Raw genomic sequence first — 15717 nt, forward strand, 5'->3', positions numbered from 1 at the left:
AGCGTGCAGGAGAGTCCCTGACTGATGCATTTTGCTGATCGAAAATGAGATCAGCATAAAAGGTAAGCTTTGCGCGCCGTCTTTCATTGAACTGAACAGATATCAGTTCGACTTGCAATCAGGCAGGGGGATACATCGATGAAGTCAAGCAAGGCAATCAACTGGTTGCTGATCTGTGTTATGTGCTGGGCCACGGTTGGCTGCAAAAGCGTGACGATGAAAGAAAAGAAGCTGAGTTACCTCGGCGACAAAGATCATCTGGAACACTACAAAGATGAAGTGACCAGTATCGAATACACAGAAGTCGCGCACTGTACTCCTGATGAAGTTAAGTTCACTCAGGAACCGCGTACTATTCGTGATCGCAAACATGATGAGATCTGGGACTTGTCGCTTACCGAGGCGCTGCACCTGGCTCTCAAAAACAACCGTGTTATCCGCACCGACGGTTCCTTCATGAATAGCACCGAGGCAATCACCAATCAGAATGCCAGTTCGGTCTACGACCCGGCCATTCAGGAAACGGGAGTGTTGTTCGGCGGTCGTGGTGTGGAAGCGGCCCTGTCTGACTTCGATGCCAACTTTACGACCAGTATGCTCTGGGGACGTAACAATGAGATTGTGAACAGTCCTTTCTTCGGGGGGACACCTGGTGGAAACCTGACGCGGGAAACGGGAGCTTTTCGAGCGGGAGTCTCGAAGCAATTCGCTACTGGGGGTAGCTTTGCCTTAAGAAACGACTGGGACTACTCTGGTACTAATGCTTCCGGGCAACTCTTTCCATCGGCATATACAGGCAACGTTCGTGGTGAACTTCGCCAACCGTTGTGGGCTCGTTCGGGTACCGAATACACCCGCATTGCCGGACCTGGCGGAGCCGGGTTCAGCGGAGTGACCGGGGTGAGTCAGGGGGTTTCGATTGCACGAATCAATAACGATATTACGGTTGCTGATTTTGAACTTTCGGTGATCGACCTGTTACGCGATGTGGAAACTGTCTACTGGCAGTTGTATCTCGACTATCACCGGTATCACACCGTCGTAACTGCTCGTAACAGTGCTTTGGAATCATGGCGTAATGCCAAACTGAAATTGGATATCGGCGGTATCTCTGGATTTAAACTGGTCGATGAAGCGCAAGCTCGGGATCTCCTGTTCCAACGTCGATCCGACGCCGCCACATCCTTGGGCGACTTGTACAGCCGCGAGATTCGTCTTCGTCGACTGTTAGGTCTGTCGGTGAATGATGGACGCGTCATTCGGCCTGTTGATGAGCCGGTTGAAGCCGAATTCATTCCGGAATGGTATGGCAACCTGGTGGAAGCTCTGACCAATCGAGTTGAAATTCGCAAACAGAAATGGTCCATCCGAAGTCTTGAGTTGCAACATATCGCGGCTCAGAGCCTGACGAATCCACAACTGGACTTCGTCTCCAGCTATCAGGTCAACGGTTTCGGTGACCAGTTATGGGGATTGGGAAGCGACGATGATGCCGCGAACACGAATAGTGGTCTTCGGTACGGGATGGAACGGATCACGCAAGGAGACGAAACGGGTTGGACAGCCGGCGTCGAGTTGAGCATGCCGATTGGTTTTCGTTCAGCGAAAGCACAGGTTCGAAACTACGAACTCCGTATCGCCAAATCGCGTGAACAACTAGCCGTACTGGAGTTGGAAATCAGTCATGAGTTGGCAGTCGCTATCCAGAAAGTGCATAGCAACTATATCGCCGCTCGTGAGGATTTCTCGAGACGTAAAGCAGCCCGACGTCGGGTTGAATTGTACGAAGCAGAAGTCGATGCAGGAACGTCGACACTCGACCCACTGTTGCGTGCTCAATCGAGTCTCGCTGAAGCGGAAGTGGCTTTCTATACCAGCCTCGTCGATTACAACCTGGCACTACTTGATCTGCAATATCGTAAAGGAACCGTCCTGGAGTACGACAATGTGTACCTCTCGGAAGGGAGCTGGACACCCGCCGCTTATCGACAAGCGGTTCGTCGTGCCTGGGCTCGAACCTATGCAATCGAAAATCCACATCTGCACTCCGAACCGGGTGAATTCGCCCAGTCGGAGAGCTATCCTCGCTACATCGATGTCGCCAGACCGGAAACTCGTGAAACAGAGCCAAGTCTGAAATCAAAATCATCTGTGGAAGAAAGCGAAGGACCTACCGAGGTTCCTCCCGCAATCGAAGCGGATTCACCGCAGGTTAAAGCTCCGCTGGAAAATAAAACCAGCCAACTGCCACGGGCCAACCGGTTGGAGACTGAGCTACCTGATGAATTCAACCTCGACTTTTCGAATGCATTTGAAGAGAAGCCGAAATTTGAACAAGTTCAATTTTTGAAGGAAGAGCCGTTCGCTCCTACGCGACGGAATTCTTCCGAAATCCCCGACTTTGAGGATTGACCTCCTTAGAGTCTAAGTTTCGCCGATGTGAAATCCGGGGAAGGACTTTCAGTACCATTTACTGGAAGGACTTTCCCGGTTTTTTTGTATCTGTGGTCAACCTGATGTATGCGACTCTTCGCTACTGTTGCAGTTATTTTTCGGAACCCCGCTTGAGCCAGTTGTTAAACAGACTTCCCGGAATGGCTTTGGCTTTTTGAGGTTGTTCTTTTAACTGAGTCGCCAGTTGTTGCGTCAATCCTTTCTGAAAAGCCTGCTTAAAGGCTTCGCTCAGTTTCGTGGCATCGTAGGCCGATTCTCCGTGAAGGTCGGCAACGGCCAGTTCCGTTTTCAACTGCAGATCGAAATTACGTTCGAGAGAGTTAATCAACGATACAATAGGGAGCGCCAGCAATCGGGTCGACAGGGAGGCTCCTTTCGGAATGGTTGCCCGTATCTTTTCGAGATGAATGTCCCATACCTGTTTTTGAAATTGATGATCGTCCGTCAGCTGTGAATTCATCTGGACGGACAGAGTCCCTGAAGAAAGGCTTTCGAACGGTCCGGAAAGATAATAAGAGAATTCGGTGACCGGCATCGAATCGAACGTCCAAATTGTTTTACGACCAGAGTCGTTTTCGGACGTCTTCAGTGAAAAGGGATGGCCTCCCAGCGTCCCTTCGATCTGACTGTTAAACATAAATTCATACAGCACGAGTTGCGACTGGAAATTTTCGCTGCGGAATGAGTCAACAATAATTTCACTTTGGAAGGCTTCGCCGCCTCGAGACTGATCTCGAAAGTCGATTTGCACATCATCAATACGGAAGTCTTCGATGACAAAAGGAAAACGCGGCTCGCGCGGTTTTTTACGCTTCAGCTTGGTAAATGTCCCCCGGACTCCATTGACGGAGACCGATTGAAAACGAGCTCCCTGGAAGATCGATTCCCAGTAATCGATGTTGAGATCTAATTGATCCAGTTGCAGGTCATGTTCTTCATCCGTGGCTGTGATTGACTTTAATCTCAACTGATGGATGCTGATTTCGCCAGTGAACAAGTTTCCGGTGACATCGTCGAATTCAATTCGGCTGTTCGTTTCACGTTCGATTCGGCCGGCGAATAAACCCAAGGTCTCCGGTAAAAAGAAGAATTGCACCACCAGCATGAATCCCAGGGTGGCCATGCACAGCGCGGCGGTCCATTTACTGGACCTGCGCAGGAATCGAAAGATTCGGGATGAATAAATGGAGGGCTTTTCTGTTGTCGTTGTTTCACTATCTGCTGCAGCCCGTTTTTTCAATCCAAGATAGAAGAGCCCTTCGGCAATCAACTGCACAATCAGCGCGACCAATTCCAGTATTGCCGGAATCAGCAAGGTGACCATGGTCACGGTCAGTTCCAGAATGGCCATCATCAGAATGGCGATAATTTCCATGGGAAGCTCGCAGAGTCGTAATTTCACCGACGGTGGTAATGGGCCCGAGTTTAGTTCAACGTTCGATAGATTAGTTGATCGTATTTTCTCGCGATTTTTTATTGCCAGGGATAGTATTGACGATACCAGAAACGATCGAGCCGTGGGTATGGATCATCCTAAATTGAATTTATCCGCTCCAGAACCGATTGCAACTGGAGAGCGGGTACTGATAATGAATGTATCCAGACGCTCCTGTTTTTCGACTCCGCTGATTGACTCCCGGGATAACCTCGTTCACTCATGTCTGCTGAAAATCGTATTAAACGCCTTGTCCGGTTACTGGATCTGCTGCAGTCCGGGCACGCTTATAATTCAGTGCAACTGGCAGAATTATGTGGAATCAGTCGGCGAACTGTCTTTCGCGACATCCGGATTCTACAGGATTCCGGTGTGCAGGTGCTGTTCCATGAAGACCGGCAAGGTTATACGCTGCCGGGAAGTTTCTTCCTACCACCAATGGATCTGAAGCTGAATGAGACACTCTCGTTGCTGCTGTTATGTCAGGGCCTGGGTGATCAGCAACAGGGGATTCCATTTCAGACGGCGGCTCGTGAAGCCAGCTTTAAGTTGTTAAGCAACTTGCCCCGGCATCTTCGCGACTATGTGGGCGAGATCTCATCGGCAATTACGTTGAAGCTTGATTCCCGTGCCGAGTTCAAAGATGCAGAACCTCATTTCGAACGGATCCTGCAGGCGATTGTGGATCGACGTCAGATACGAATTCAATACGATAGCTTCTCCGATGGGGAAGAGATCAGTACCGTCTGTAGCCCTTATCGGGTTCTGTTCAGCCGACGCAGTTGGTATCTGATCGGCCGCTCGACGCTGCATCGGGAAACACGAACATTTCACGTCGGCCGCATTCGTAATTCACAGACACTCGATAGCCGTTACGAAATTCCACAAAGGTTCAGCCTGGAACGGTACCTGGGCAATGCATGGCATCTGATCCGCGAACCTAAAGAGAAGCACACCGTGGAGGTTCTGTTTCAACCACTCGTGGCCAGGAACGTCGCCGAAGTGACTTGGCACAAGACTCAACAGACAACCTGGAACGATGACGGAACACTCAACTTCAAAGTGCAGGTCGAAGGTCTGGGTGAAATTATCTGGTGGATACTGGGATACGGTAATCAGGCCGAAGTCATCAAACCCAAAAAGCTCCGCCGCCAGATCGCCGAGCATCTGCAGGGTTTACTGGAACGATACCAGAGCGAACTCAAACATGTTTGAGTTCGCTACTGAACTGTCGATGGGTTGAAGTCGTTACAGGACTGAGCGGAACTCGATTATTCCTGTCCCGGTAACCAGAGTTTTTTGTCGCCGCTGGCTTCGGGTTGGTCAGGGGACCAGAGTCCCTGTTCCGAAGAAGCATCGACGGCGGCTCCGTTGGGCGCCAGAATGCCGACATCCAGATTGAGGTCGGCCTGTAAACCGGCGAGCATATTGCGGAACTCGGGGATTTTGGAACCGTAGTACTGGTGCATCGAAGTGACCAGTTCTTTCACCTCGGGACGCTGAGGATCACGCAGCAATACAGTCAGTTTGCGTAACTTCCACTCGAAGACCGGCTCGAAAGATTTTTCCAGTTTCGTCGCTTCTGCCAGAGCCTTTTCGACCCAGGCGAGTGCGCGTTCTTCGTTGTTGTTGAAGATCGCAATCTGCGAGAGGGTCCGGTAAGCACGGAAGCGGTCGAACTTCCCTTCGCAACCGGGACGACTTTCCAGCAGCTCTTCCAGAATGGCATCCAATACCAGGCTGTAGTGCGTCAACAGCGCCCGGTTCATGACATTCAGCATCTCATCGTCGGAGAGGTCGCTGTAGTCCAGTCGGTTGAACTGCATAGCCGTTAGTGATGACAGGGTGTGTTCGTCATCAGGTTTAATCTGGGGCAGGGGATCGAGTTCAAGCGTTTCCATTATTCGTGGAAGATCGAAAGGGAGTTGTCGTTGTCCACTGAGGGCATCCAGTACATGAGCCGCAGCGTACTTACGAACAGAGTTCGGTTCCAGCTCTGCCGGTGTCTGGCCATCGAGTACGGATTGTGGAGTCTTGGGCCACTTTTCATACACGAGATCTTCCCATTTCTCCAGGAAGAGTTCCATTCGTGGTTTAGCAGCAAACTTGGTCGGGAAACCCCAACGCCAGTAGTAGACCTGGTGTTCCTTTGGAACTCCCGGAGGTTGCGTCAGTTCGGTCATCGACTCGTTGCGACTCTCGTTTTCGAGCTTCACATCATCTGTTGCTTGTTGAACGATTTTAATCGTTTCTTCCAAGCGATCATGAGAGTCGCTGGAGATGATCACTCGTTTGTCCGATTCAGCGTCGGGAGTCTCTTTGAGAATAAAGATCTCTCCCAGAACTTCGGGAATGTCATCGGGTTTCAGATCGGTAACTCCCGCTTCGAGACGGGGACGATCCAGAACTTCAAAGCCTGCTTCGGCCCATTCTTCAATCTGTGAGTTCTGTTGATTGGTGATGCGTTGGATTTGTCCGGCGTCGGCGAGAACGGTCAGCAGTCGCGAGATGGAGTCCACATCGTAGTGAGCCGATTCAGGGACGATCTTGTCTTCAACGCAGTTCCAGGCGAGCAACTGCGAAAGCGTTTCCAACTCGACAGCCTGACCCATGTCCTCAGTCAGTTCCGCCGCTTTATGGAAGTAATGAGCCGCCTGCGCTTCGTTGCCGTCCCACGCATGGCAGAGCCCCGCGTTATGATAGAGCAGTGCGTCTTCGGAATGGTTCTCGATCAGCTTGACGTAAATACGCGCGGCAGGGGCATAACATCCCAGATCGGCCAGTTTGTGTGCTTTTCGATCTTCTTTCGACTCAGCATCATCACCCTGGAAGTTGAGCAGAGGTTGGCCACTGCGGAACGGGTAAGGAATGGCGTAGTTCGCATCGAACGACATTAGCTCGTAGAAGCAATCCTGTTTGGCTTCTTTGGGCGCAAGTCTCATCGCGAGGACCAGGTAAGCTCGGGCGCCCATCCAGCATTGCTGACGGGCGAAGTTGGCTGAGACGGCCGAAGCGACTTCACTCGCCAGGTCGGGAAGCAGGCCAGAGCCTGACTGAAAGACGTTGTAGATGACCGACTTCGATTCCTGGAACTTACCACTGAGCGCCGCCGTCATCGCGTAGAGACCGATACCCGCTGGGTGCTCGGAGTTCTGTTTCAGCAAGGTTTGCAGAACCTGCCGGGCGAGATCGACCTTGCCTTGCTCAATCAGCATGGAGGAATGGGCGATGCAGGCCCAGGCGACCGGGTTCTCGGGGTCGTATTGCTTTTCGATTAACTGCTGAGCCTGTCGGACGTTCCCTTTTTCCTGCGCAGACTGGACCTTCTCCATAACCTCGGTCATGGCGGCACAACAGAATTTCAGCTTCTTTCCGGAACCACAGGGGCAAAGTTGATAAGGATCTAAAGGCATCTCGACAGTGTTCTTTCCAGTGATGTCTAAGGAGGGAAGAAGGGGAACGGGGTCTCGTTCCCGAGCGTGGTCTCTTCCTGCTCCCTGGACAGTATAACCCGTCATCGATCGACGGGTCGAATTTGATTTATAGGGGATGTTGGTCTGAAACTCTGCAAAATGCGGTCAGAGACGCAGCGTTTGTTCTATTTGCTGTTAAGAGGAGGATCGCCTCCCAAGTGATAGAACAGTCTTTAGTGCAGGTCAGTTGATTTTTTTTGTTCGAGAATCTGGTCTCGTTTGAAGAATGATCATATGTCGGGCAATCCCGGCGAAGAAGCATCGTAGCAAATCCGGCTCTATTTGACAGGACAAACGGCGTGCTTACTGGTCCGGAAGGAGAGGGAATGTTGCGGTTGGGCGGGAAAACGAGCAGGCACGCAATCGAGCAGATGATGCCCTGAAAAAAGCCTGTTCCGGTCGTGAGTCTTGTGCTGAGAACCAGTCAGGCGGAAGGCTCTTGCCAATTCTCCTGAAGCTAACCAGCGTTAAAAAACTCATACCAAAAAAAACTCTTACCCAGAGTCCCAGGTAAGAGTTTTCGTGTGCCAGATTGGTAAATAATAGCTGCCCGCTGAATGAAGGTTGGGCACACATATAATAGATGATGTATTTAATTATCCACATTGCTGAAAAAATGTCAATAAAAATCGGACTCGTTGACGGTTTTCCTTCAAAGGACCTAAAGTCCTGAAGGTACTGGTCAATAGTTCCCGCTTTCGTATCTTTTACGGCCCTCATCCAAGTGATATTTGATGGTTTCGGCACCCTGTTCGTTGTTTTCCGGATATTTGCTGAGGTAGGGGATCAGGCCATCTTTTACAGCTGTTTTCACGTGAGCAATGACTTTGTTTTCGATGTTGGGAATTGGTTTTAGTGATTCCCATAGTTCCTGGGCTTGCGGCAGGTAGACGGAGGCGGCTTCATTGGGGAAACCGGGATCGCTCTGTTTGGTTTGCACTTCAGCCCAAAGTTGTTCCGCAGCCGTTAGCTGGCTGCCCCCTCCTTTGAAAGGATTGAAGAAATAGAGCCCCAGAGCCAATCCGAATAAAACAACCCCGACAAGGGCGTACCGACCGGGGCCTTCAGCAAGCGAGCTGAAGTCGAAATTAAGGCTCATTCCACCACCAACATTTTTTCGCCGTGGCGCAGTCGCCATTACTGGCTTATTCACTGGGAGAGGGGTGGTTGGTTGGCTGAAATCGGCCGGAGTCGGGTTGTTCACCATCTCAGATGAAGAGTTTCTGTCGCTGATGTTCAGGTCGACGGGGGCAGTTCCTTCTTCGTCATCAAAATCGTGATCGGCAAAAAAGGCTGCGAGCGCCGCTGCTTTTTCGTCTGAATCTACTTCGTTCTGTCCGGTGATTTTATCGGCTCGGGACGATTTCGACTTCCGTCTGGATTTGCGTTTGGGTTTGCGAGGAGTAGAAACCTGAGAGTCCAGGTCGGCTTCTGGCTCTTCTGGCGCTGAGGAATCGAGAGGAGCAGATGCCAGTCTGAGTTTGGATGTAGGGAACTTGAAATCGTCAACCCGTTCTGCCCGTTGCCAGGCGCCGGTTGTTCCTCTACGAAGAAAATCGTTCCGATCAATTTCTTCCCGGCGGACTTTCATCTGCAGTTCGAGAGGGCTGAACGGTCCTGATTCTTTTCCCAGAGATTTCACATACCAGGGTTCCATCAACTGGCTGGCAATATCCCCCGCCAGTTCAAAATGGCTGTCTTCGGAATTCTGGTCGATTGACGAGGGGATCTTGGAACCATGCTGGTTTAGAAAGTTTTCCAGCGAGAGTGACTGTTGATCGGTTTTGTCTTCCCGGGCGATAATGATATCGTCCAGGCTGGGAAACTCTGAACTGCCCGTTAAAGGCGTGGTAGTTGGAGTTGCTCGCCGGGCTCCGTCGTCCCAGCCGGTCAATGTCGACATCGGAATGATGCCTGATTCCAGCCGAATCTCTTCAACACGAGTAAAGTCAATCACTTCACTGGCTTGTTGCCAGTCTGTATTCTGGCCGTTGCGCACGGAATCGGTTTTGGACAGCTTTCCGATCTGCGCCAGGCTTTCCAGCTCGTCTTGAGAGACGGGACCGAATTGTTCTCCGAATAATTTGAAATACCAGTTTTCCGACACCAAAGGCTCCTCAGAGAGGTTTGGAGATGATCTTAAATTATACCCAAAGGCAAACGGGGCAATAAATTCATCGCACAGATGGATTCATTTTCCGCATTTTTCAGGGACTTAAGCTCCAGACATAGGGGTGCCAACTTCCTCCCACAACATTGGCATGAGCTGTATCGCATCTTCAATACAGTAGGGGTGCAGATTGGCGGGCGGGAAAATGGGGGTTGCGGTAACCGGTTAACATCGTCCGCATGCGTGCGGTGAGGCTGGGATGCTCGCGATTCTGTTCTCAATGCTGGCTCCCCGAATTGATCGCCAATCTGTCCTCGTATCTTTCCACAACTCAAGCGAAATACAACCCGCAAATTGCCAGTTTTTGTCAGAATGTGCGAACAGAGACCGCCCCGGAGGTCCGGCAAGACTGACAGGGCGAAACCCGGCTTTCGGATACTGAAAGAACGAATAGGACTGAGCTGGTGTCAGACAATACCGCATTTTTTCAGGAAGTTCGTCGTGATCTGCTGGACGCGTCGATCGGGGCCGTGTGGGCGACCAAAATGGCTGAATGGGAGTGTGAACCCAGGGGGATCGCTAAGCCCCATCGACCAGTAGATCGTCGACGCGTTGAACACCAGGTTGTCCTTCGGACCCGAGTACAGGGTCGAAGTCCAGTTTGCGTCACGCCCGCCGGCATTTGTCGACGTTCCTGCGGCAATTACCTCTAATCCGGGAATCGCAGCAGGGTCACCATGGAATTCCCAACCGACCAAACCGGGAATCCCGTCGCCCGCTTTCATTCCCGTATCGGCGAATAGCCAGTGATCGGGCTGGCTGCAAATCCAGTCGCCGGAACCGTTGAACGGATCGATGGTCCGCGCTCCAATTAACAGGTTTTCGTTCGGGCCTTCCATGTCGAAGGGACCGAACCCCATTTCCTTTTCTGCTTCGATTAACCCACCATATCGACCAGCCCGGTAGAAGGTACGGTTAGGCTGAGACTGGCTGCTTTCGGTCATCGGGGCGACAAAACAACTGGTATTTCCCGACAGGAAACCGACGTTCAATCCGTCAGCGATGGCCTGTTTTAAATTCTGGTGCATTTCCAGGCTGTAGTACTCGTCGTGCCCTACGGAGAGGAAGACAGGAGCCCGCTTTAAGCTGGCGGGATCTGTATGCAGATCGAGATTCGAGCAGTAGGTGATGTCGTAGCCTTGTTGCTCTAACCAGAAGGCGAGAGGAAATTCCCACAGCAGAAACTCGCCTGAACCTAAAGAGAGGGGTTGATCGACGACTTGGGGGTACCAGGCATAAGGTCGATTGAAACTGACGCGGGTCGTTCCGTTCAGGGAATTGTTGGGAGGGTCGCTGTTATACAACGAAAATTCATGAGGCCATTTGTTATACGCCTGCCAGGTATTGTCGCTGCATTGCATGATGATGTCAGCCGGTTCATCATCGCGCACGATGAAAACCACGTAACTTTGATACCGGTGCGCATTGCAGGAGAGTTTGCCAAGGTACACACCGCTGGTCCAGTCGTCCGGAATCGTCAGCGACGCGGTTTTATTCCACTCGCATTCTCGAATCCGATTGGGGCCGATTTCCGGATCGGGTTGCGGGGAGACGGTGACTGGACCGAGTTGTTTCCGCCAGCGACCGCCGGTTCCCTGATAGTAACCCATGCGGTACAGATCGATTGTTACGTCCGTTTTTTCGCTCGCATTGACGAAGAAGTCGATCGTTTCGCCCGGTCGAACGCGTTGTTCGGAACAGTAACCTTCAATCAATTTGGATCGCCGGTTTTCTGCACGGTCCGTCCTTACAAAAGTCAGTTGCCAGTCGGTAGTTCCCTGGTGAGCATTTTCCCGGGTGATCTTGTTGTCAGGTTTTGACGACCGCAGAACCGGTTCGGCACTCTCTGCTTTCGATTTCGATAACCCCGCGACACACAATCCGAATGCAGCGGATTTCAAAAGACTGCGGCGGTTCAATTGATCGGTGGCTGTTTCGTGCTGCTCGTGTGTTTCATCCGCCATAGTACCGTCCTTCGTCGTTGCGAAATTGAGAGAGTTGCTTTATTCATCGTAAGCCAGTACTCCCGCCTGCCGCAATGTCGTCCGAGCTGGAAGGTCGAATGTTCTCTTCTTTTCCACTGAGTCGTCGTGGAACCTACCGAGGCTTAAAATTTCTCCTGGAGTTACAGGTCCGATGGCAGCGGCAACCCGGTTTCAGGAAGAGAACGAAAAGCGAATTCAATAAAAAAAACGACATGGAAACGGGTTCCATGTCGATTCTATTGTTTTGTCGAACAGTCAGTGACTGTACTACTATAGACTTTATTGCATTAAAACTATTTGGTGACGATCGATTCGATTTCGTCGAGATGCTTCTGCGTGTCTTGCAGTCTTTTCTGCAGGTCGCTGAGGTCGTCGTTCAAGTCCTGGGATTCGTTGAGGTTCATGACGCTCAACGAACCGAGGCCGATAGCAGCACCGCCGGCTGCTACTGTTCCGGCTCCACCGAGCGCACCCAGTGCTCCCAGTTGGCCACGAACGACCTGGGGTGAGGAAACCAGTACGGTTTTGGTAGAGGCGTTAGGAGGAGCTGCGTCTTCAGTCCAGAAACGGTAAACGCCGCTAGCCTGGCCAGCAGAGACGCGGTAAACGCCACCACGCAAATTTTTGACGGCGAATAAACCCGTCTGGTCGGTCACGGACGAAGCAACTTCTGATTTGCCTTTATAAACTTTAACGACCGTGCCTTCCAAGGCCGTTCCCTGTGCGTTCACAACGTGTCCGAAGAACGTGCCACCAGGAGCCAAAGCAATGTCACTGACATTGTTCGTGGCAGGGGCAACAGGACCGGCGGCCATTACGATCGCTGAAGAGATTGTCAAACCTAGGCAGGTCAGACCTGTCACGGCGAATTTCATTACTGATTTCATTTCGTCCACTACTCCTTGTATAGACGTGGGTCTGTCCTGTTGAGGACTTTGGTAAGTGGGTTAGTCAGTGCCTTCGGCTGATGGCAATCGGTTCTAAAATCAATTGCCGGGTCAGCTTCTCTGACTGGTTGATCTAATTCAACGAAACCAGTGTTGCACGATTTTGAACGCGCAGTGAATCCGTATAAGAGGCACTAAATCCCGATTGGGCTTTGATCTGCTGAACCTGAAGTCATCATTTCGTTTGGAATGGAATGATTCGAATTTGTTCTCAGAGATCCAAGCGACGTAAGTTTCACCTTATGGCAGAGATAGTTCGTTCTCCATTAGGGGCTGTTGACCTGGAATGAACAATCCGTCCATGTGGATTCATTCGACAGTCCCATAGCGAATCGGATTGGAACGACTGATGAAATCACGCTCAAATCTGGCCCGCTGGGTAGAATATCTACGACTACCATTCTCAGATATCGGCACCTGTCACAGTTCTCCCCACTTCTGCTTACAGCGACCTTATATTTTGACATGTCGCCCTAGTTTACCGCTGGAATTGAGCGCGTACTGATGTCGGGAAGGCTTTACTTCATCTCATCCAAGTCAAGACAGGAGGTCTGGTTGAAGTTTATTGATTCGTAATTGAAAACAGCCTTACTCCTTCGCGGACGAAGGAGTAAGGCTGAAAATCAAAGTAGTCTGATTGCCACTACGGCTTCTGTTGCAATTCCTGTTGCCACCAGGCCTGTAAAAAAGCAGTGGCATCTTTCTGTTTCACGTTTTTAACATCCGAGTCAGAAAGCGTGGTAAGAGAGAGCAGGTTCAGATCCTGATGTCGTACGAACTGGTGCAGGATGCCTTCTCGCATGTGCTCCTCATCCGTCGTGGCCGGTCCGGTTAAATCGGGAGAGATGACAATGCAATCCCATTCCAAATGACCGAAGCTGAGCGACTTATTTAAAATCCAGGAGAGGCTGCGTAGTTCTTGCGCGTCTTTCCCGGGAAGGACTTCGCGAGGTAACGCGATGATGACCCAGTCCGCTTTCGAAGATCGAACCTGATCCGCTGATTTTTCAATTTCGGGCAATGACAATCCGTCGACAGTCCAGGTCGTGACTTCAAGTTTGGCCTCAGGGAAGTCTTTTTGGATTACCCTCTTAACCAGCGTGTCATAAGGGGGCATTGCCAGAATCTTAACCGGTTCACCTGTTCGGAGTTTAGCAAGAGTGAACGGCAACGTCGGAGTGAGAGGATCGACGTCCTGCAGAGAGATCGTTTGGCCGCTGATACGATTGACGATCGTTTCGGCAATCAGTTTATGTCCTCCCATATTGGGGTGAATGTCGTCACTCATCATCATCGTCCATGCCCATTCGTCCTGTTCTCGTTTCTCTTCATAGGCGGCATAACAATCAGCGAGGGGAAGGTTTTCTCGTTTGGCCACTTCACGAATTTTGGCGACGTAGGTTTCCAGTTTTTTAGTAGGGCGCCCGGTTGAATCAATAACAGAATTCGGGGTGCATAACACAACTGCTGATCCCGTTGCCTGAATCTGTTTGATCATCGACATCAAGTTGGATTCGAAATTCGCCATCGGTATGCGGGTCATATCGTTTAACGAAAACTTGATCGTGACCAGGTCTGGATTCTTACTGAGAACATCGCGTTCCAAACGATTGAGTCCGTCGGCAGTGGTGTGGCCACTGATTCCCGCGTTGATGACTTCAATTTCCGTTTCCGGAAAGGCCCGCTGTAATCCGATTTCGACGAGTGCCGAATAAGCCCGGCGACCCCCGGTGTGGTAATACACGCCCGTGACAGAATCGCCCAGACAGATAACGCGAACGGATTTGTTGGGTGCTTCAAACAGTGAGTGCATTTCAGGTTCATTGGCGGTAGCGTATTTGGATTGGCTAGACAATAAAATACTGAAGAGCATGAGCACTGTGGTTTTCATTAACATGGATTTAGCCATGCAGAAGTTATGGTGAGTCATCAGATGATTGTTCCGAAGAGTAGAGGAGGATGAGCAGGTAAGTCTTTCGGTTCTCTCATTCTCACCCGGTGAAGGGGGGATTTTCAATCCTGTAGTACATCGGTGTGGAATGAAAACAATAAAGCCTCGCTTCCCGATAAACGACGGGAAGCGAGGCTGGATGGCAGGAATCGTGATTAAAAGCAGGCGTGGCCACTATTGAGGAGCCGCGTGCGATGAGTAATTAAAACGCTGGTCGGACCAATCGACGTCCGTTGCCAGGCATGATGGAACGTCTTCCATTCGGGGGTACGGATTCATTTTGTCCACAGGGGGAAGTAAGTCTGGCTGGGGGCGTTCGGGATTATTTTTTGAAGCCTCCGACTCGTTATCCAGCTGACGAATGACCTCTTGGCGGACGATTGGTAAACGGGCGGGTGAACTCAACAGTAGCGTGCGGATTTTAGAAAGAAGCCCCACCTGTTCCCACCGTCGCGAGTACATGTAGACGGTGTTCCAGGATGGCAGGTCGTGAGGCAGCATTCTCCAGACGCAGCCAGACATCCAGCGGTAATTAATCGCGTCAAGAACTTCCCGCACATTTGTTTCGCGCTTGCGACCGAGCTGTTTTTCTTCCAACGGAGTGACCAGTGGTTTGATCGCCAGCCACTGGGCCTCTGTTAAGTCACTTGGATAACGACGTCGACAGATTGATTCGGGCATCTGATTGTCTCCCACAAACAATAAACTCAGAAACGTGAAATCAGAGAACAGTTAAGCAAAATTAAGAAGAGCCTCAGCCAATTACGATATTTCATTCCAGGTGAGTGAAGTTGAAGCGTCGTTCTGTTCGTGAAGCCGGTCCAATTCGGGACGCAGCCAGCGGCGACAGAGTTCAGTCATTGGAATGTGATGACGAGCTGCTTCCATGCGCATTTCCTTCCAGTCTTCAACTGGCATGAAAATGGAAATCTGCTTACGGCGAGGTGGTTGTTCCATGGAAAGCCTTTCTAATACGAGGAGAATAAGGAAATAAAAAGGGATCTCTTAAAAAATCTGATACTTGGCGAAGGAAGTGATTTAGTCTGCTTTTGGTTTTGCACTCATTTCAACATTGCCTCTCTTCTCAACAGATGAAAGCGATTTCGTTTGCCGTTTCTTACGGCGCACCTTTGGAGGTTCAGGGAGATCCAATTCCCAGTCGTCCTCCGGTTCATCAAATGCCGAGTTCATGCGAGTTCGATCATGAGGGTCTAGGTCGTCCCAAGAAAAACGAGTGCTGCGATCCATGGTTTCTCCGTTATTCCGAATAAATTTTTGGTTGGTCGAAAAAAATAGACAGCA

11 protein-coding genes are annotated in these 15717 nt (G+C 50.9%); 2 read left to right on the forward strand and 9 right to left on the reverse strand.

What is annotated here, in order from left to right; translation table 11 throughout:
• Positions 1-138: 138 nt before the first annotated feature.
• Positions 139-2412 (forward strand): TolC family protein, encoded by a 2274-nt coding sequence (locus Pla110_RS02875; RefSeq protein ID WP_144992982.1) that lies wholly within the window; start codon positions 139-141, stop codon positions 2410-2412.
• 133 nt (positions 2413-2545) lie between these two features.
• Here Pla110_RS02875 and Pla110_RS02880 read toward each other — a convergent pair whose 3' ends face one another.
• Positions 2546-3829, reverse strand: coding sequence for an AsmA family protein (locus Pla110_RS02880; RefSeq protein WP_144992985.1), 1284 nt, complete (start codon positions 3827-3829; stop codon positions 2546-2548).
• A gap of 282 nt (positions 3830-4111) precedes the next feature.
• On the opposite strand from Pla110_RS02880, the gene Pla110_RS02885 reads away from it, so the two are divergent.
• Positions 4112-5104: a helix-turn-helix transcriptional regulator gene (locus Pla110_RS02885; protein WP_144992987.1), complete on the forward strand. Its 993-nt coding sequence runs from the start codon at positions 4112-4114 to the stop codon at positions 5102-5104.
• A 56-nt stretch (positions 5105-5160) separates the two neighbouring features.
• Here the strand turns inward: Pla110_RS02885 and Pla110_RS02890 are convergent, their stop codons facing one another.
• The 8 genes from Pla110_RS02890 to Pla110_RS02925 form a co-directional block, all read right to left on the reverse strand.
• Positions 5161-7302, reverse strand: a complete 2142-nt coding sequence (locus tag Pla110_RS02890) for an SEC-C metal-binding domain-containing protein (protein ID WP_144992990.1) — start codon at positions 7300-7302, stop codon at positions 5161-5163.
• Positions 7303-8044: 742 nt separating this feature from the next.
• Positions 8045-9469 (reverse strand): DUF4339 domain-containing protein, encoded by a 1425-nt coding sequence (locus tag Pla110_RS02895; protein ID WP_144992992.1) that lies wholly within the window; start codon positions 9467-9469, stop codon positions 8045-8047.
• Positions 9470-9939: 470 nt separating this feature from the next.
• On the reverse strand, positions 9940-11496 hold the full coding sequence (locus tag Pla110_RS02900) for a N,N-dimethylformamidase beta subunit family domain-containing protein (protein ID WP_197440464.1): 1557 nt from the start codon (positions 11494-11496) through the stop codon (positions 9940-9942).
• 314 nt (positions 11497-11810) lie between these two features.
• Positions 11811-12404: a carboxypeptidase-like regulatory domain-containing protein gene (locus tag Pla110_RS02905; protein ID WP_144992995.1), complete on the reverse strand. Its 594-nt coding sequence runs from the start codon at positions 12402-12404 to the stop codon at positions 11811-11813.
• 703 nt (positions 12405-13107) lie between these two features.
• Positions 13108-14361 (reverse strand): SGNH/GDSL hydrolase family protein, encoded by a 1254-nt coding sequence (locus Pla110_RS02910; protein ID WP_197440465.1) that lies wholly within the window; start codon positions 14359-14361, stop codon positions 13108-13110.
• 228 nt (positions 14362-14589) lie between these two features.
• Complete coding sequence (locus Pla110_RS02915) at positions 14590-15096, reverse strand: transposase (RefSeq protein ID WP_144993000.1); 507 nt, start codon at positions 15094-15096, stop codon at positions 14590-14592.
• An 81-nt stretch (positions 15097-15177) separates the two neighbouring features.
• Entirely contained in the window at positions 15178-15372 is a 195-nt protein-coding gene (locus tag Pla110_RS02920; RefSeq protein ID WP_144993002.1) for a hypothetical protein, read from the reverse strand.
• An 81-nt stretch (positions 15373-15453) separates the two neighbouring features.
• On the reverse strand, positions 15454-15663 hold the full coding sequence (locus tag Pla110_RS02925) for a hypothetical protein (RefSeq protein WP_144993005.1): 210 nt from the start codon (positions 15661-15663) through the stop codon (positions 15454-15456).
• Positions 15664-15717: the final 54 nt, after the last annotated feature.

The sequence above is a fragment of the Polystyrenella longa genome (assembly GCF_007750395.1).
In the GTDB taxonomy this organism is placed as follows: domain Bacteria; phylum Planctomycetota; class Planctomycetia; order Planctomycetales; family Planctomycetaceae; genus Polystyrenella; species Polystyrenella longa.

Excerpts from the sequence above, each read along its gene's own strand:
- Pla110_RS02920 (WP_144993002.1), bottom strand. The coding sequence starts at position 15,372 with ATGGAACAACCACCTCGCCGTAAGCAGATTTCCATTTTCATGCCAGTT.
- Pla110_RS02885 (WP_144992987.1), top strand. The coding sequence starts at position 4,112 with ATGTCTGCTGAAAATCGTATTAAACGCCTTGTCCGGTTACTGGATCTG.
- Pla110_RS02875 (WP_144992982.1), top strand. The coding sequence starts at position 139 with ATGAAGTCAAGCAAGGCAATCAACTGGTTGCTGATCTGTGTTATGTGC.
- Pla110_RS02880 (WP_144992985.1), bottom strand. The coding sequence starts at position 3,829 with ATGGAAATTATCGCCATTCTGATGATGGCCATTCTGGAACTGACCGTG.
- Pla110_RS02900 (WP_197440464.1), bottom strand. The coding sequence starts at position 11,496 with ATGGCGGATGAAACACACGAGCAGCACGAAACAGCCACCGATCAATTG.
- Pla110_RS02925 (WP_144993005.1), bottom strand. The coding sequence starts at position 15,663 with ATGGATCGCAGCACTCGTTTTTCTTGGGACGACCTAGACCCTCATGAT.
- Pla110_RS02915 (WP_144993000.1), bottom strand. The coding sequence starts at position 15,096 with ATGCCCGAATCAATCTGTCGACGTCGTTATCCAAGTGACTTAACAGAG.
- Pla110_RS02905 (WP_144992995.1), bottom strand. The coding sequence starts at position 12,404 with ATGAAATCAGTAATGAAATTCGCCGTGACAGGTCTGACCTGCCTAGGT.
- Pla110_RS02890 (WP_144992990.1), bottom strand. The coding sequence starts at position 7,302 with ATGCCTTTAGATCCTTATCAACTTTGCCCCTGTGGTTCCGGAAAGAAG.
- Pla110_RS02910 (WP_197440465.1), bottom strand. The coding sequence starts at position 14,361 with ATGTTAATGAAAACCACAGTGCTCATGCTCTTCAGTATTTTATTGTCT.